This window comes from Emergencia sp., from assembly GCF_048465375.1.
Classification (GTDB): Bacteria; Bacillota; Clostridia; order Peptostreptococcales; family Anaerovoracaceae; genus Senimuribacter.
This window is the reverse complement of the sequence record NZ_DBFWLQ010000012.1, coordinates 19016-35008: the sequence shown is the minus strand read 5'-3', so window position 1 is coordinate 35008 and position 15993 is coordinate 19016. Positions and strand designations below refer to the sequence as shown.

General features: G+C 46.4%; 14 protein-coding genes. 5 read left to right on the top strand and 9 right to left on the bottom strand.

The window, feature by feature from the left end:
* Positions 1 to 127: 127 nt before the first annotated feature.
* Entirely contained in the window at positions 128 to 1630 is a 1503-nt protein-coding gene (locus tag ACMQ5W_RS10435; RefSeq protein ID WP_419025136.1) for a Na+/H+ antiporter NhaC family protein, read from the top strand.
* A gap of 57 nt (positions 1631 to 1687) precedes the next feature.
* Here the strand turns inward: ACMQ5W_RS10435 and ACMQ5W_RS10430 are convergent, their stop codons facing one another.
* From ACMQ5W_RS10430 to nifJ, 6 genes are all read right to left on the bottom strand, one after another.
* Positions 1688 to 1855: a hypothetical protein gene (locus ACMQ5W_RS10430; RefSeq protein WP_419025135.1), complete on the bottom strand. Its 168-nt coding sequence runs from the start codon at positions 1853 to 1855 to the stop codon at positions 1688 to 1690.
* A gap of 9 nt (positions 1856 to 1864) precedes the next feature.
* Complete coding sequence (locus tag ACMQ5W_RS10425) at positions 1865 to 2365, bottom strand: O-acetyl-ADP-ribose deacetylase (RefSeq protein WP_419025134.1); 501 nt, start codon at positions 2363 to 2365, stop codon at positions 1865 to 1867.
* 18 nt (positions 2366 to 2383) lie between these two features.
* Positions 2384 to 2860 carry a hypothetical protein gene (locus ACMQ5W_RS10420; RefSeq protein WP_419025133.1) on the bottom strand — a complete coding sequence of 159 codons (477 nt, stop codon included), beginning with the start codon at positions 2858 to 2860 and terminating at the stop codon, positions 2384 to 2386.
* Positions 2857 to 3528: a gamma-glutamyl-gamma-aminobutyrate hydrolase family protein gene (locus ACMQ5W_RS10415; RefSeq protein ID WP_419025132.1), complete on the bottom strand. Its 672-nt coding sequence runs from the start codon at positions 3526 to 3528 to the stop codon at positions 2857 to 2859. The genes ACMQ5W_RS10420 and ACMQ5W_RS10415 overlap by 4 nt, the downstream gene beginning before the upstream one ends.
* Before the next feature lie 13 nt (positions 3529 to 3541).
* Positions 3542 to 4192: a hypothetical protein gene (locus ACMQ5W_RS10410; RefSeq protein ID WP_419025131.1), complete on the bottom strand. Its 651-nt coding sequence runs from the start codon at positions 4190 to 4192 to the stop codon at positions 3542 to 3544.
* 165 nt (positions 4193 to 4357) lie between these two features.
* Positions 4358 to 7888: a pyruvate:ferredoxin (flavodoxin) oxidoreductase gene (gene nifJ, locus ACMQ5W_RS10405; protein WP_419025130.1), complete on the bottom strand. Its 3531-nt coding sequence runs from the start codon at positions 7886 to 7888 to the stop codon at positions 4358 to 4360.
* A 654-nt stretch (positions 7889 to 8542) separates the two neighbouring features.
* On the opposite strand from nifJ, the gene ACMQ5W_RS10400 reads away from it, so the two are divergent.
* Entirely contained in the window at positions 8543 to 9955 is a 1413-nt protein-coding gene (locus ACMQ5W_RS10400) for an alanine/glycine:cation symporter family protein (protein ID WP_419025129.1), read from the top strand.
* A 39-nt stretch (positions 9956 to 9994) separates the two neighbouring features.
* Here ACMQ5W_RS10400 and ACMQ5W_RS10395 read toward each other — a convergent pair whose 3' ends face one another.
* The 3 genes from ACMQ5W_RS10395 to ACMQ5W_RS10385 are packed head-to-tail and all read right to left on the bottom strand — an operon-like array spanning position 9995 to position 12151.
* Positions 9995 to 10624 carry a CatA-like O-acetyltransferase gene (locus ACMQ5W_RS10395; protein WP_419025128.1) on the bottom strand — a complete coding sequence of 210 codons (630 nt, stop codon included), beginning with the start codon at positions 10622 to 10624 and terminating at the stop codon, positions 9995 to 9997.
* Between the two features lie 20 nt (positions 10625 to 10644).
* Positions 10645 to 11481 (bottom strand): arginase family protein, encoded by an 837-nt coding sequence (locus ACMQ5W_RS10390; protein ID WP_419025127.1) that lies wholly within the window; start codon positions 11479 to 11481, stop codon positions 10645 to 10647.
* Positions 11482 to 11506: 25 nt separating this feature from the next.
* Positions 11507 to 12151: a hypothetical protein gene (locus ACMQ5W_RS10385; RefSeq protein WP_419025126.1), complete on the bottom strand. Its 645-nt coding sequence runs from the start codon at positions 12149 to 12151 to the stop codon at positions 11507 to 11509.
* A gap of 181 nt (positions 12152 to 12332) precedes the next feature.
* Here ACMQ5W_RS10385 and ACMQ5W_RS10380 point away from each other — a divergent pair, with 181 nt between their 5' ends.
* The 3 genes from ACMQ5W_RS10380 (at position 12333) to ACMQ5W_RS10370 (ending at position 15935) form a co-directional block, all read left to right on the top strand.
* Entirely contained in the window at positions 12333 to 13472 is a 1140-nt protein-coding gene (locus tag ACMQ5W_RS10380) for an aldo/keto reductase (RefSeq protein WP_419025125.1), read from the top strand.
* A 5-nt stretch (positions 13473 to 13477) separates the two neighbouring features.
* Complete coding sequence (locus ACMQ5W_RS10375) at positions 13478 to 14062, top strand: TetR/AcrR family transcriptional regulator C-terminal domain-containing protein (protein WP_419025124.1); 585 nt, start codon at positions 13478 to 13480, stop codon at positions 14060 to 14062.
* A 94-nt stretch (positions 14063 to 14156) separates the two neighbouring features.
* Positions 14157 to 15935, top strand: a complete 1779-nt coding sequence (locus tag ACMQ5W_RS10370; RefSeq protein ID WP_419025123.1) for an oleate hydratase — start codon at positions 14157 to 14159, stop codon at positions 15933 to 15935.
* Positions 15936 to 15993 lie beyond the last annotated feature (58 nt).

Genomic DNA, 15993 nt, shown 5'->3' with positions numbered 1-15993 from the left:
CATAAATTCTGTCTTGCTGCGCGATTTACATCTCGCTGGACAGAATATCATACTTTGGTACAATTAATTTTTCGGCGGCGGCCGCATAGGATATCATTATGACATTTACTTCTTGAAAGGGGATATAATGAAAATCTTAAAAGCTATTGTAAAATTTTTGCCAGTCATCCTGCTAGCCGGATTGATGATTTCGGGTCAGGATGCTTTAATCGCGGCTCCGCTTGCAGTCATTGTGGCGGTCATTGTCGCCAAACTCACTGAGAAGCTCACCTTTAAGGACTGTCTCGACGCCTCCATCAAAAGTGTGAGCAATATCATCGTTGCCCTCTTTATCTTGATGTTCGCCTATGCCATGGCAAGCGCATTTATGAAAACGGGGGTTGGCGCCTCAGTGGTAAACATTGCCCTGTCCTTAGGTGTTACTGCCAGAACGACGGCTGTGACCGGGCTGATGGTCACTGCGGTCTTATCCGTTGCGACAGGAACCTCCTGGGGTACCTTTGCTGCCTGCTCGCCGATCTTCCTCTGGCTGGTGCACATCGTAGATCCTAATTGTATCGAAACAGGAAGTCTGCTTTTGACCACCTGCGCCATTGCTGGCGGTGCCTGCTTTGGCGATAACATCGGACTGATTTCAGATACGACGATTGTTTCCTCTGGAATTCAAGGGGTGCAAGTAATCGACCGTGTTCGTTCACAGGGCGTATGGTCTGTGATGTGCCTCACCTTAGCTGCAGTTACAACTTTTATTGCCGCAGTGGTCATGGGACTTCCCACAGGAAAAGTTGATGCATCCGGTGTGATGGCTTCTGTACCACAGAGCGCATTAGACTACCTTGGGCAGGAGCGTCCAGAGGCCATTGACTTATTGAATCAAGTAGAAAACGGGGTATCCTGGTACATGATCATTCCGTTGATCTTAGTCATCATCCTAGCAGTAATCGGCATCAACACCTTTGCCTGCATCGGTGCCGGCATCCTCTCCTCTTACATATTAGGCGGCTTCGCCGGAACCACCGCTTTTACAGGCAGCGGCCTGCAGGAGTATCTAAACATGTGTATGGACGGTTTTGCTGATGCCGGTTCCTGGGTCATCGTCATGATGATGTGGGTAGCCGCTTTTGGCGGAATTATGGGCAGAATGCGTGCTTTCGATCCACTCTCGTATTTGATCGTAAAGATTTCACGGAATGTAAGACAGCTGATGTTCTGCAACGGAGTTCTCTCTCTCGCAGGCAATGCCATACTGGCTGATGAGATGGCGCAAATTGTAACAGTAGGGCCAATCATTAAGGAGATTGCGGAAGAGAACATCGAAGGCAGTGAAGAAGACATGTACAAGATCAAACTGAGAAACGCCACCTTTGGCGATGCCATGGGTGTATTTGGTTCTCAGCTGATTCCATGGCACGTGTACCTGTTTTTCTATGCAGGTATCGCCATCAATGTTTATCCACTGTTCCAATTTTCCAATACAGACTTCATCAGATACAACTTTATGGCGATGTTTGCCGTTGCCACACTGCTGATTCTGACCATCACAGGCCTCGACAAATATATTCCACTCTTCAAACTGCCGAGCGAACCTGATGTAACATTAAAAAAGAACAGAAAATCAGACGCAGTATAGATCAGAAAAGGCTGGCCGCCAATGTTATACACATTGGCAGTCAGCCTTTTTCGTTTCTCAATTATCATCTCGTCTTGCCCGATTGCGTTCTTCCCTCGCCTCATAGATTCTTTTGCTCCTCCTGATATGAAACACTGACAAGTGAACAACCAATGCAATCATGATTCCCAGATAAACAAAGCCCAGCAAATGGTACTCTGTCGACACTTCTTCTACATAATTCATAATGCCCTCCTATAGCAGTTCCAAATAAAGCTGTTCCGTTCCCGTATCAAAAGAAACGAGAATCACATCCTCTATGATGCTCTCTTTGTTCTCTTCAAAATACGCTTTGATGGTTTCTACTGCCACTTTGGCTGCTTTTTCCTTGGGATAGCCATAAATGCCCGTACTGATAGCAGGAAAAGCAATGCTCCTGCATTGGTTCGCCTCTGCTACTTTCAGCGACTTCAGGTAGCAGCTTCTCAGCAGCGCTTCTTCTCCCTGGTTGCCGCCATGCCATACGGGTCCCACGGTATGAATCACGTGTTTTGCAGGCAGGTGATACCCTTTGGTAATTTTCGCATCACCTGTATCACAGCCGTTCAAAGTCTGACATTCGGCGAGAAGTTCCCGGCCTGCTGCTCTATGGATGGCGCCGTCCACTCCGCCGCCGCCGAGCAGCGAACGGTTAGCCGCATTGACGATGGCGTCGACCGCGAGCTGCGTGATGTCTCCCATAAAAATTCGAATCAAGTCACTCACTTCCTTTCCTCAATCCCATTCTAGACTGTAATGGATTTCCACGTCGTCATTCACTCTGTGGCCCCCGCTGTGCCAGTGCGGGTGCTCGTTGATTATCACTTGACTATTGATAGACACATAAATAGTTTTTCCAGCAATTTCACGACTCCAGCCAGCATCAAAAAAACCCTTTTTCTTCCCATAATAGAACATCATTTTATTGAATTCATGGTAAGTATAACCCTTCTCTTTCTTTTCCAGACAGCCATCTTCTACAAGGACGTTATCGCCATCTGTCAGCGAAACAAGGGAAAACCAGGTTCCGTCTATATCAGTCAGGGAAATCAGTTCCACTTCACGCGCTTCCTCAGCCTGCACCTGTTCCAGAACGGCTGCTTTCGCTTCTTTTTCACCGATCGGCTCTGTCGACTTTCGCTCATCGGTGCCGCATGCAACCATGGCAATGACAAATGTGACGACGAAAACGGCTGTCAAAACTCTTTTCACTTTTCTCCTCCTCGTGTCAAAAACCACCGCAGCAGCTTTTCGGCATCCATTCTTTGTTTTTCGTTTCCATAGAGGAACATCTTTTCCGGGTGCCACTGCAAACCAAGGATGGCGTGTGATTCGCAGGCGATGGCCTCCACCACGCTGTCTTCCCCGTCATTCCAGATGGATACCACCTGCAGATTTTCTCCGATACGTCCAACACCTTGATGGTGGCGTGTGTTCACTTCGGAACTTTCACCATATAATTTTTCCATGAAAGTTCCTGGAAAATGTAAAACATCATGATAATTTTCCGGGTTAGTCGTCTTATGACGATCGCTGCAGGGCAAATCCTGTATCAGAGAACCGCCAAAATAAACGTTAATAAACTGCATACCCCGGCAGATCCCCAGAATTGGCATGCCCTTTTCAATGGCGCTCTCCATGAGTTCCCATTGAAGAGCGTCTAATTCATCGTTGATGTCGTTAGAACATTGATCCTCTTCACCCCAGAGTTTAGGATTCATATCCTGGCCGCTGCCTGGCAGAATCAACCCATCTGCCAGCTCCAAGTCTTTCATCTGCAGGGAAAGCAGGGATTCATTTCCCAATTTCTCAAAGACTTTGCAGTAGTCTTGATAGTCATCGTCGGCCGTGACAAGCCCCGCAATCATCAATTTTTTCATCTTATCAGTCCCCTCAAATCATCGTATGGCAGATTCGCAAGTTTTCAAAAATCTTGTATTTCTCGTCTGTCAATCTCATGTCAAAACTGCGCTTATGAGAGCAAATCGTCATCCATACCTTTCCCTGGACATCTTCGAATGCCGCATCCTCAAAGTCATAACCGCCAAAAGAAATCGGATAAGAAAAAACATCCTCTGCTAATGGTCTCGTCAAGTCTTCACTGGCTTTGAAATAACACAAATCAAATATACCTGGAAAAGTTGCCAGAGAACCAATCGTAATCAGTTTCTTTACGATGCCGTAGGCAGTAAGATCTTCTACAACTCGATCCCGTTCTTCGTACTTTAGGCGCCTGTATTCCTCAATCATTCGAATTCGTTCTCTCGTCGATTCGTTAATTTGTTTTAAAGCAGCATTTTTGCTGCGCAAGCCTGTCTCATGTCGCAATTCACAGTCATCCATCTTCTCAATCTTTACAGTGTATTCTCTTAAATACTGCCTCTCTTTTGCTATCGCGCTGTCAATCAAAGTATCTAAATCCGGTATTTCTTCTCTATGTTTACGCGCTAAAATCATGTATTTGCTGTTGTTCAAGCAGAAATCGATTAATTTCTTGGCAGTATCCCCTCTGATACTGTCTGTCGCATTGGCAATGTGAATCATATTAACCTCCTGTTCCTCCGCTCCACCTCTTCTAACCCTTATTTTATCATAGCCCATGTCATTTAGATGTAAATTTAAGAATTTTTAAGAATTGTACTGGAGTACAATCTGCACATGCAAAAGGCGGACCCTTACGGGCCCGCCTAAAATTCAATAAATCATATTTTATTTGTCAAAGCTTTCTTTCTGAGCAAGAAGACGTGCATATCTCTCTTTCGCCATTTCTTCACCCTTTACGAACAGTTCTTCTGCTCTTTCTGGGAATTTCAGCTTCAGGGAGTTGTAACGAACTTCGCCCATGATGAAGTCTCTGTAGCTTTCTGTCGGCTCTTTGCTGTCGATGGAAAGCGGATTCTTGCCTTCTTCGGCGAGAACCGGATTGTATCTCAACAGGTTCCAATATCCAGAGTTCACTGCGTTCTTCATCTCTTCCATGGTCTTGTTCATGCCGATCTTGATACCGTGGTTGATACAAGGAGCGTAAGCGATGATCAGGGATGGTCCGTCATAAGCCTCTGCTTCGCGGAGCGCTTTGATTGTCTGATCTGCACTAGCGCCCATAGCGATCTGTGCTACATAAACGTAGCCGTAAGCCATAGCGATCTGTGCCAGATCCTTTTTCTTTACTGCCTTACCGGAAGCCGCAAATTTTGCAACCGCGCCGATTGGAGTTGATTTTGATGACTGTCCGCCAGTGTTGGAGTAAACTTCAGTATCGAATACCATGACGTTTACGTTCTCACCAGAAGCCAGTACGTGGTCTAATCCACCGTAACCGATGTCATAAGCCCATCCGTCACCACCAAAGATCCATACAGATGGTTTTGGCAGCAGGTCTTTATTTTCAACGACGTATTTTGCGTCTTCGTTGGAATCAGCAATTTTCTCGCATGCTTCTACCAATGCTTTTCCAGCATCCTCTGCGCCCTTTGCATCGTTCATGGAAGCAATCCATTCTTCAGCAGGAGCGCCGACAGCAGCTTTTACTCTCTCAACAGCAGACTTCAGCTCGTTACGGCGTGCCTGCATGGAGATAGCCATACCAAATCCAAACTCAGCGTTGTCTTCAAACAGGGAGTTCGCCCATGCAGGACCTCTTCCTTCTTTGTTGACTGTATAAGGTGTGCTTGGTGCACTGCATCCCCAGATGGAGGAACAGCCAGTTGCGTTTGCAATGAACATTCTGTCTCCGAACATCTGTGTGATCAGTTTTGCATATGGAGACTCTCCACATCCCGGGCAAGCGCCTGAGAACTCGAGCAGCGGCTGCTTGAACTGCGAACCCTTGACGGAATCTTCTTTGAATGGAACCGGTTTCTCGTCAACGTTAGCAAATAAGTAGTCGTATTTCTTCTGTTCTTCCTTGACGATGGCATCTTCAGCAGCAACCAGCTCCAGAGCCTTTGTCTTGGATGGGCAGACCTGTACGCAGGAACCGCATCCTGTACAGTCGAGAGCGGAAATTCCAAGCGTAAATAATTTATCCTCTACACCTTTGCCCTTCATTGCCAGTACATCACCGTTCAGAGCGTCAGCTTCTTTTTCCTCCATTACGAAAGGTCTGATTACGCCGTGCGGACATACGAAGGAACACCAGTTACACTGGATACAATTTTCTTTTGTCCACTTCGGTACGTCTGTTGCAATACCTCTCTTTTCAAATGCAGCTGTACCTGCTGGAACTAAACCAGTTGCAGTTACAGTGAACTTGGATACAGGTACGTCGTCACCAGTCAAAGTGTTGGTCGGAATCAGTACGTCGTTCAGGTAAGATGTATGTAAGTCGTCACGTCCTACCATCTTTGCACGAGGCGCATCGTCCGGTGCGTCAGCCCATGCTGCAGGAACGTCTACCTTGTGAACATTGTTGACACCAGCATCAACACCGGCACAGTTCATCTTAACTACATTTTCGCCCTTCTTGCCGTAAGTCTTTTCGATAGCTTCCTTCATGTACTTCACAGCATCATCGATAGGAATGATGTCAGCCAGTTTGAAGAATGCAGCCTGAAGGATTGTGTTTGTTCTTCTGGCACCCAAACCGATTTCTTTTGCTAAGGAAACAGCGTCGCAAGTGTAGAACTGGACATCGTTCTTCGCTATGTATCTCTTTACCTTTGCTGGTAAGTGCTTATCTAATTCGTCGTCACTCCATACGCAGTTCAACAGGAAGAATCCGCCCGGTTTTACGTCCTGAACCATATCATACTGCTGCAGATATGCGGAATTGTGGCAAGCGACAAAGTCAGCCTGTTTTACATAGTAAGTTGATTTGATCGGCTTATCTCCAAATCTGAGGTGAGAAATGGTGACACCGCCTGATTTCTTTGAGTCATACTGGAAGTAAGCCTGTACCTTCTTATCTGTGTAGTCACCGATGATCTTAACACTGTTCTTGTTAGCGCCTACTGTACCGTCAGCACCCAGTCCCCAGAACTTACATGCCTTTGTTCCCTCAGGAGCGACATCTGGATTTTCTGTAACAGGCAGTGACAGGTTCGTAACGTCATCTGTGATAGAAATTGTGAATTCTTTCTTAGGATTTTCGCTCCACAGGTTTTCGTATACTGCGAGAACATCTCCCGGCTGCGTATCCTTAGAACCCAGTCCATAACGTCCGCCTACGATAAGTGCGTCCTCGAACTTGGTTCCTCTCAGTGCAGAAATCACGTCTAAGTACAGAGGTTCGCCAACGCCGCCTGGCTCTTTTGTTCTGTCGAGCACTGCAATCTTCTTAACTGAATCAGGCAGTACGTTCAGCAGATATTTTGCGGAGAACGGTCTGTAAAGGTGAACTTCTACGATACCAACCTTCTTACCCTGTGCAAGCAGGTGATCTACTAATTCTTCGGCTGCTTCACAGACAGAACCCATTGCGATGATGATTTCTGTTGCATCTGGCGCGCCGTAGTAGTTGAACGGTTTGTAGTCTGTACCAATTTTTGCATTAACCTTATCCATATATTCTGCAACGATGTCTGCAGTTTCCAGATAAGCTGTGTTACATGCTTCTCTGTGCTGGAAGAAAGTTTCCGGCTGTTCAGCAGAACCCATGCTGTGCGGATGTACTGGATTTAAAGATCTCTCTCTGAATGCTTTGACAGCGTCCCAGTCGATCATTTCTTTTAGTTCATCGTAATCCCATGTTTCAATTTTCTGGTTCTCGTGTGATGTTCTGAAACCGTCGAAGAAGTGAAGCATTGGAAGTTTGCCTGCAATTGTGGCAAGGTGTGCTACAGCGCCCAGGTCCATGACCTGCTGTACACTGTTAGATGCCAGCATTGTAAAACCTGTCTGACGGCAGCTCATAACGTCGGAATGGTCTCCGAAAATGGACAGCGCGTGGGAAGCCAACGCTCTTGCGGAAACGTGGAAAACTGCCGGAGTCTGCTCTCCTGCCAGTTTGTACATGTTCGGAATCATCAGCAGCAGACCCTGTGAAGCTGTGAATGTAGAAGTGTAAGAACCAGCTGCAATAGATCCGTGAAGAGCCCCTGCTGCTCCTCCTTCTGACTGCATTTCTACAATTTTTACATTTTCACCAAAGATATTCTTCCTGTCCTGTGAAACCCATTCATCCATGCTCTCTGCCATAGGGGAAGATGGCGTAATCGGATAAATTGCTGCAACTTCTGTAAAGGCATATGCTACATGTGCTGCTGCGGTGTTTCCATCCATTGTTTTTAATTTTCTCATCTTGATAACTCTCTCCTTCTCTACTGCCGGAATCACTCCCTGCAGATAGTTATATTTAGGTGCGAACCCTTTGACCGGTCAGGATCTCCAGGGCACAAATAACAGAAATAATCTTCTTTTTTCGACTACTTCTGCAATCGTATCTTGACTAGTATTCGTGGCGAATACTTTCTGTTGTACAGCAGCTTTTCAAAAAGATTATTCTGTATACAACATCATTTCTATATTACTCCCACATGTATTCAAAGTCAACCATAAAATGCTTCTATCGCTTGCAAATTCAAAGTTTTTTTTGATGTACATTTTGTTCCGAAAATTGGAAATTGCCTTTTTTCAACACTTTTCGACTGTTAGGTGTTAAAGTGCCTGAAAACACAAAAACTTATTTTTTATGCGGTTAAGGCTCGGCCAAATTTTCACTCTAATACCCTATGAAAATGTGCTCATCTTTTAGAACCGAATTGCGTAATTTATTGTAACACATTTTCTAGCAATAAACACTACCATTCTATTTGTTTCTAAAAAAGTGTGCTCACCATCAATAAAAAAGTTTTCATTACTATCCAATTTATGGTAATATGTATAAGCGTTTTTATTTATTATGCTGTATTATTACTTTTGACTAATAATAGTTACAAAATGGAGGGGAATTATATGTTATCACTTATCGAAACAATTAATGGGTACGTCAATGACTTTGTCTGGGGCGTGCCGGCGATGATCTGCATCCTGGGTGTCGGTCTCGTGCTGAGCTTTCGGACCCATTTCATCCAGCTGAGAAAATTCGGCTATGCTCTGAGAAACACCATCGGCAAAGCGCTGCATAAGACAAAGGCAGCAGCCGGTGCTACAACGCCTTTTCAGTCGCTCTGTACCGCTCTGGCGGCCACTGTAGGCACCGGTAATATTGCCGGTGTTGCCGGTGCCATCGCCATCGGCGGACCCGGCGCCATCTTCTGGATGTGGGTCTCTGCACTGTTCGGCATGTGCACCAAGTTTTCTGAAGTCACTCTGGCAGTTCATTTCAGAGAAAAAAACAAGGATGGAGACTGGGTCGGCGGTCCGATGTACTACATCAAAAACGGTCTCTCAAAGAAATGGCATTGGCTGGCTGTCCTTTTCTCAATCTTTGGTGTTCTGACCGTCTTCGGCACAGGCAATGCGACACAAGTCAATACCATCATCGCTTCTATAGACTCTGCCCTGAGCAACTATCACGTCGTCTCTGCCGATTCTATGGGCACAGTAAACCTGGTTCTAGGACTGATTCTGGCAGGACTGGTCGCCTTAGTCCTGTTGGGCGGCATCAAACGAATCGGCAGCGTGACAGAAAAACTGGTTCCATTTATGGCCTTGCTCTATATTCTCATGGCGCTGGGTGTTGTCATTCTCAATTACAAAAATGTACCTGCCGTATTTGCCATGATCTTCAAAGGCGCATTCGATCCGTCAGCCATAACAGGAGGCGTCGTTGGAACCATCTTCATGAGCGTAAAAAAGGGTGTATCCCGAGGCATCTTTTCCAATGAAGCCGGTCTGGGAACTGGCTCTATTGCCCATGCCTCAGCTGATACAAAGTATCCGGTCCGCCAAGGGCTGTTCGGTATCTTTGAAGTTTTCGTAGATACCATCGTCATCTGTACTTTGACCGCACTGATTATACTGTGCAGCGGCGTTCAATTTGAATATGGCATTGCTGCAGGTGCAGAGCTGACCATTTCTGGATTTGTTGCCACTTATGGCGGCTGGGTATCCATCTTTACGGCCGTTGCCATGTGTTGCTTTGCCTTCTCTACCATCCTTGGATGGGGGCTATACGGTTCCAGATGCATCGAGTATTTATTCGGCACCAAAATCATCAAGCCGTTCATGGTTGTCTACTCTCTGGTTGCGATTATCGGCGCGACTGCAGATCTGGGACTGATCTGGAGTGTCGCAGAAACATTCAACGGCCTCATGGCGATACCGAACCTGATTGCCCTGTTCCTGTTAAGCGGCACAGTGGTGAAACTTGCAAGAGAATATTTCAGCAGGTACGCCAATGCGCCTGACGAAAAAGCAAGCTGAAAACAATACACTAAAAATAGAGGACTGTCACACAGTCCTCTATTTTAATGTGTCTAATGCATTCTGCAGTTCTTGATAAAACATGCCCACGTGGTAACCATCCATGAGCCCGTGATGAACTTGCACAGAAAAGTTCAGCGTCGTTCTGCCCTGCTCATCTGTTGTGTACTTACCCCAGGACAACTTGGGGTTATTGTCTTCTCCATCTTTTATAATCGTCCGTACAAACTGGGTATAGTCGATCCACGGCATACAGGAAAAACTGATCATGTCGTGTCTGCTGAACACCGTTTCTCGCCGATTATAATTCTGATCATCCGCTTTCGCCCTCAAATCGCGGCAAAACTCCAGCCGGTCAGCAGTCACCATACCCTCCAGCATGATAAACAGTTCTTCTCCCTTTCTCATATGTGTCAGGAGCGGAATGTTGTGTTCAATTCGCAAGATTTTATCACCGTCAAAACGATAATGAAAATTTTCAATTTTATCAGCAATCTGTGTCGCCGTGTGTACCAGGGCGAAATAAAAGGATACGTCCTTTTCCCTTGACCATTTGAGCAGCTTCGTAACGTCAATCGGTGCGCTGATGATGATATAAGGCAGATCGGCTCCCTGATACTGTTTGAACAGGTGAGCCCGACTCCATGTTGCAAAGTCTATTTCTCTCAAGCAAATCCTCTTTCTGACAGTCAGAGGCCTAAGCCGATGTCTACTATTTTTTCGATGACGTTCAATTTCGGACTGTCTTTTGTCCCGCTGTATTCCAAAAGTCCCAGACCGATGACGCGGCACTGCTTTGTCACAGCCTGCAGCATCTCGATGAAATGCTGTACTTTCAGTCCGTCAGGTTCAGGAACTGGCGCGTAAGAAAACTCTTCTGGTTCCAGAGCATCCAGGTCGATATGAATATAAACCGAGCTGCAGCCTTTCTCTAAAAGCCTCTTTGCCACAATGTGTGGATCATTTTCGATATCTTTCACTGAAAGAGAAACAATCCCCTCTTCACGAATGTAACGTTCCTCCTCCGCATCTAATGCCCGGTTTGCACACATGACCAGCTGCTCTGGAGTAATTGTCGAGGCCAGATTTCTGACAATCTCCTCGTCGCTGTCCCCAAGCAGCGCCCGCAGGGACATACCATAAAACAACTTGCTGTTTGATGACTGCGGTGTGTTCAAATCTCCATGAGCGTCAATATAGAGCAGCGCCATAGTTCCGTCAGCTATGCTGTTCAGATAGGCCATGGCGCCCAAATCCGCGTCACATCCTCCGCCGACGGTGAAAATGGTTGCAGGTCTATCCCTTTGCAGAATCTCGTTGACTTGCTTCAGCTGTGCCAAGATTTCATCATATCCGAGAATGTCATGCTTTACAGGACTGATTGGCTGATCTGTAATGGCCGCCTGGGTCAAATCGGCGTCACTTAAATAATTTTCCAGCAGTGCGAAAGCACCGTGATAAATGCTGTCATCCTGACCACTGCCCTGCCACTGCGGCACCAGCAAATTTAAATGTTTTTTACTCATCTGGTTTACCTCCCTATCCTTTCGTTTATTTCCCCTGTCTTTTCACAAAAGTGCGCATGAAGAGCCACAATAAGGTCACAACGCTCTCTCTGAAAAGGTGAAAGGTCCATGGCGAAAAATATTCATGGTCATATCCATCGTCTTCTTTGTACTCCAGAATATCCCCCTGGAAGCAGATATTTTCATACAGTAAAGGCAAGAGATCGTCGGGCTTATAGCGGTACAGTGGTTTTGTGACGTCATAGCTCAGAGCCTTCAGAATGAACATGGCAAATTCGATGCAGGAAAACGCCTTGTATGTACTAAACCCTTTTGAGAGAGGGTACGACAGGACTGACAAAAGGTTGTAAATGTATTCTCTGTCGCCGTAAATCTGTTCAATGGTGTTCTTTACCCACAGATACTGCTGCTCTGTCACGTCTAATTTAAAAATCACCACATTGACAGTCTGCTCCTTGCCTAACGTATAACGATGTACATTTTCTCTTACCAGGCGGGCGAGCAGCACCGCTTTATGCTTTGGCCGTGCAAAGGCGTATAATTGATCCAATTCCTCATCCAATGCCACTGCCGCATGGTTGTAATGGGTTCTGCCGAATTTACGGACCAGGCCGGCAAATCGCGTATTGGTCTGTGAAATCATGATATAGATGCTTTTGCTTTTCTTCATACCTTTGTCTAACTTTCTGATTTAGATTTTCTATCTCTTTCATTATACACTGTTTTTGCTCACAATTGGACAAAATATTTCGCAAATTACCAGCGCGAGTCAAGTTTCAGAATCCTTCAAACCTATTTACCCGCACAAAACTATCATGTATAATGGTTCTAACTGAAGGAGGTAACTACATATGAACTATACAAAATTCAAGGACAAGAAAATATCCCGTCTCGGTTTTGGCACGATGCGACTGCCGATGGACGCTCAGGGCAAGGTCGACTACGAGTCAGGACAAGAAATGATCGACTATGCCTTAGCAAACGGTATCAACTACATCGATACCGCCTACAAGTATCATGACGGCGAATCGGAAAATTTCGTAGGAGCAGCCCTGGCAAAACACCAGCGCGCCAGCTATTATCTGGCTGACAAATTGCCAACCTGGCTTTGCAGCAGCGAGGACGACGTGGGTAGAATTTTCGAAGATCAACTGGCAAAATGCAGAACGGATTACTTCGACTTCTACTTGTTGCACAGCCTGGACGAAGAAAGCTGGCCTGATGTGCCGCGACTGCATATGATTGAATACCTGCGGGAAGAAAAAGCCGCCGGACGTATCCGCCACCTTGGTGCATCCTTTCACTGTGGACCGGAACTCTTGAGACAAATCCTCACAGATTACGGTCAGGATTTGGAATTCATCCAGCTTCAGCTCAACTATATGGACTGGGATCTATATGGAGCGAAAGAACTCTATCAGGTCGCCAGAGACTTTGATACGCCCATCGTCGTCATGGAACCTCTGCGCGGCGGCATGCTGGCCAATCCTCTCAGCGAGGCTGCCCGTAACATCCTGGACAGCACAGGCACTGGAGCCAGCTATGCCTCCTATGCACTGCGTTTTATCAACGAACTGCCCGGCATCCTCTGCACCCTCTCCGGCATGTCGACCCTGGAACAGATGAAGGAAAACATCGAAATCTTCAACGGCCCGGCCATGATCGAGACGGAGAAGGACGCAATCGCAGAAGCCGTCAAAGTCCTCCAGGCGGATATCCTGGTTCCGTGTACCGGCTGTAATTACTGCTACGAATGTCCATCCGGCGTCAAAATCCCGGAAATCTTCAAGATGTATAATGAAGCAGCCAGCAAAGGCTTCCATTGGATCTGGGGTTCTCTTTCCGGTCAATACGACAGCTGTACCCCTAACGCCAAAGACTGCATCGAATGCGGTGCCTGTGAATCCCACTGCCCGCAGAAGATCAACATCATAGACAAATTGAAAGAAATTGACGCAAAGTACGCCCATCTTGCAGAGATAGGAGAATAATCCTCATGTCTCAGATGACAAAAAATGCCCTGGCCGACTCTCTGAAAGCCCTTTTGGAGCTTCGTCCCGTGGACAAAATCACGATTTCAGATATCACCGATGACTGCGGCGTCAATCGTATGACCTTTTATTATCACTTTCAGGATATCTACGATCTATTGGAGTGGTCCTGGATTCGCGAGGCGAACAAAGTGCTCAATGGCAAGAAGACTTACGACACTTGGCAGCAAGGTTTCCTGCAGATTTTCAACGCAGTTTCAGAGAACAAACAGATTGTCATGAACATCTACCACTCAGTAAACAGAGAACAGATTGAAATTTATCTGTACAAATTGACCTATGATCTCCTCTTTGGCGTCATCGAGGAGAATGCTGCCGGCATGGATGTGCGGGACGACGATAAAAAGTTTATCGCCGACTTCTACAAATACGCCTTCGTCGGCTTGATTCTCGACTGGATCAAAAACGGAATGAAAGCAGACCCTTGGCAGATCATAGAGCATCTGGATGTTCTCATCCACGGTGACATCAAAAAGGCCTTGAACAAATTCAGGACAGACAAAATTAATCAAACAGCAGCCGATGATTAAAATTTTATCATCGGCTGTTTTTTGATGATTGCCCCCTCTGCCGAAGTGATTTATCCTATGATCATCGAATAAAGAGATATGAGGAGGTAATCAAATGTATTACGCAAGTGGAAATTATGAAGCTTTTGCACACCCTGTAAAACCAGAAGGTGTGGACAATAAATCAGCCTATATCGTCGGCTCCGGCCTGGCCGCTTTGACGGCAGCCTGCTATCTGGTACGAGATGGACAGATGAAAGGTGAACACGTACACATCTTAGAGAAAGAAGCCCTGCCGGGCGGCGCTTGTGACGGCTACAAATTTGACAACGTTGGTTACGTCATGCGAGGCGGCCGTGAAATGGATAATCATTTTGAATGCATGTGGGACTTATTCCGTTCCATTCCATCCATAGAGACAGAAGGCGTCAGCGTGCTGGATGAGTATTACTGGCTTAACAAAAAAGACCCCAACTATTCCTTGATGCGGGCAACGGTACGCTGTGGAGAAGACGCCCATACCGACGGCAAGTTCGGCCTTTCAGACAAAGGGGCGATGGAAATCATGGAGCTCTTTTTTACCCCAGATGAGAAGCTCTATGACAAACGTATTGATGAAATCTTTGATGAGGAGGTCCTCGGTTCCAACTTCTGGCTCTACTGGCGCACCATGTTTGCTTTTGAGAATTGGCACAGCGCACTGGAGATGAAGCTCTACATCCGGCGGTATATCCATCACGTTGGCGGTCTTCCCGATTTCAGAGCGCTGAGATTTACAAAATATAATCAGTATGAGTCTATGATTCTGCCCATGATTAAATATCTCGAATCCTACAATGTACAGTTCCACTACCACACAAAGGTCGTCAATGTAGAGTTCGACATCCAAGCAGAGAAAAAGACTGCTAAGCGCATCGATATCATCTGTGAAGGAAATGCGGATTCCATCGACCTGACGGAAGGCGACCTTGTCTTCATCACCAACGGCGGCTGTGTGGAGAACTCTTCTATTGGCGCCCAGAACGCGCCAGCTCCTTTCAACAGTGATATCAAAGAGGGCGGCGGCTGGGACATGTGGAGAAAAATTGCAGCGCAGGATTCTGCTTTTGGCAATCCTGACAAATTTTGCTATGATCCGGAGAAGAGCAACTGGATGTCTGCCACAGTGACGACCCTCGATCAAAAAATCGTCCCTTATATTAAAGATATCTGTAAGCGGGATCCTTTCAGCGGTAAAGTGGTAACTGGCGGCATCGTCACAGTAAAAGACTCTAACTGGCTTCTCAGCTGGACTTTCAACAGGCAGCCTCAATTCCGCACACAGCCAAAGGATCAACTTGTGGGCTGGATTTACGGGCTTTTCAGCGACAAACCGGGAAATTTTGTCAAGAAACCAATGCGTGAATGTACGGGTAAGGAAATCTGCATGGAATGGCTGTATCATCTGGGGGTTCCAGTGACGCAGATTGAAGAGCTTGCTGAAAACAGCGCCAACACAGTTCCTTGCATGATGCCTTATATTACGGCTTTCTTCATGCCTCGTGCCGCCGGTGACAGGCCGGACGTAGTTCCCAAAGGCAGCGTCAATTTCGCATTCCTCGGTCAATTTGCAGAGACGAAGCGCGACACGATCTTTACCACGGAATACTCCATGCGTACCGGTATGGAGGCAGTCTACACCCTCCTGAATATCGACCGGGGCGTACCTGAAGTCTGGGGCAGCGTATACGATATCCGCGACCTTCTCAATGCCACTGTGCAGTTGCGGGACGGCAAGAAGATCACCGAGATGGAGGGTCTCGGATTTAAAGAGAAACTAGCTCTCAAAGAAGTGCTGAAAAAAATAGAAGGCACGGACATCGAAAAATTATTAAAAGAATATCAGGTAATATAACCCCATTGCACTGCACTAACGAGGAATGAGAAAATCCCTCATTCCTCTTTTTTTATTG

Coding starts and splice junctions, on each gene's coding strand:
- ACMQ5W_RS10430 (WP_419025135.1), bottom strand. CDS start 1,855: ATGAATTATGTAGAAGAAGTGTCGACAGAGTACCATTTGCTGGGCTTT.
- ACMQ5W_RS10400 (WP_419025129.1), top strand. CDS start 8,543: ATGTTATCACTTATCGAAACAATTAATGGGTACGTCAATGACTTTGTC.
- ACMQ5W_RS10415 (WP_419025132.1), bottom strand. CDS start 3,528: ATGAAAAAATTGATGATTGCGGGGCTTGTCACGGCCGACGATGACTAT.
- ACMQ5W_RS10375 (WP_419025124.1), top strand. CDS start 13,478: ATGTCTCAGATGACAAAAAATGCCCTGGCCGACTCTCTGAAAGCCCTT.
- nifJ (WP_419025130.1), bottom strand. CDS start 7,888: ATGAGAAAATTAAAAACAATGGATGGAAACACCGCAGCAGCACATGTA.
- ACMQ5W_RS10435 (WP_419025136.1), top strand. CDS start 128: ATGAAAATCTTAAAAGCTATTGTAAAATTTTTGCCAGTCATCCTGCTA.
- ACMQ5W_RS10370 (WP_419025123.1), top strand. CDS start 14,157: ATGTATTACGCAAGTGGAAATTATGAAGCTTTTGCACACCCTGTAAAA.
- ACMQ5W_RS10390 (WP_419025127.1), bottom strand. CDS start 11,481: ATGAGTAAAAAACATTTAAATTTGCTGGTGCCGCAGTGGCAGGGCAGT.
- ACMQ5W_RS10410 (WP_419025131.1), bottom strand. CDS start 4,192: ATGATTCACATTGCCAATGCGACAGACAGTATCAGAGGGGATACTGCC.
- ACMQ5W_RS10385 (WP_419025126.1), bottom strand. CDS start 12,151: ATGAAGAAAAGCAAAAGCATCTATATCATGATTTCACAGACCAATACG.
- ACMQ5W_RS10380 (WP_419025125.1), top strand. CDS start 12,333: ATGAACTATACAAAATTCAAGGACAAGAAAATATCCCGTCTCGGTTTT.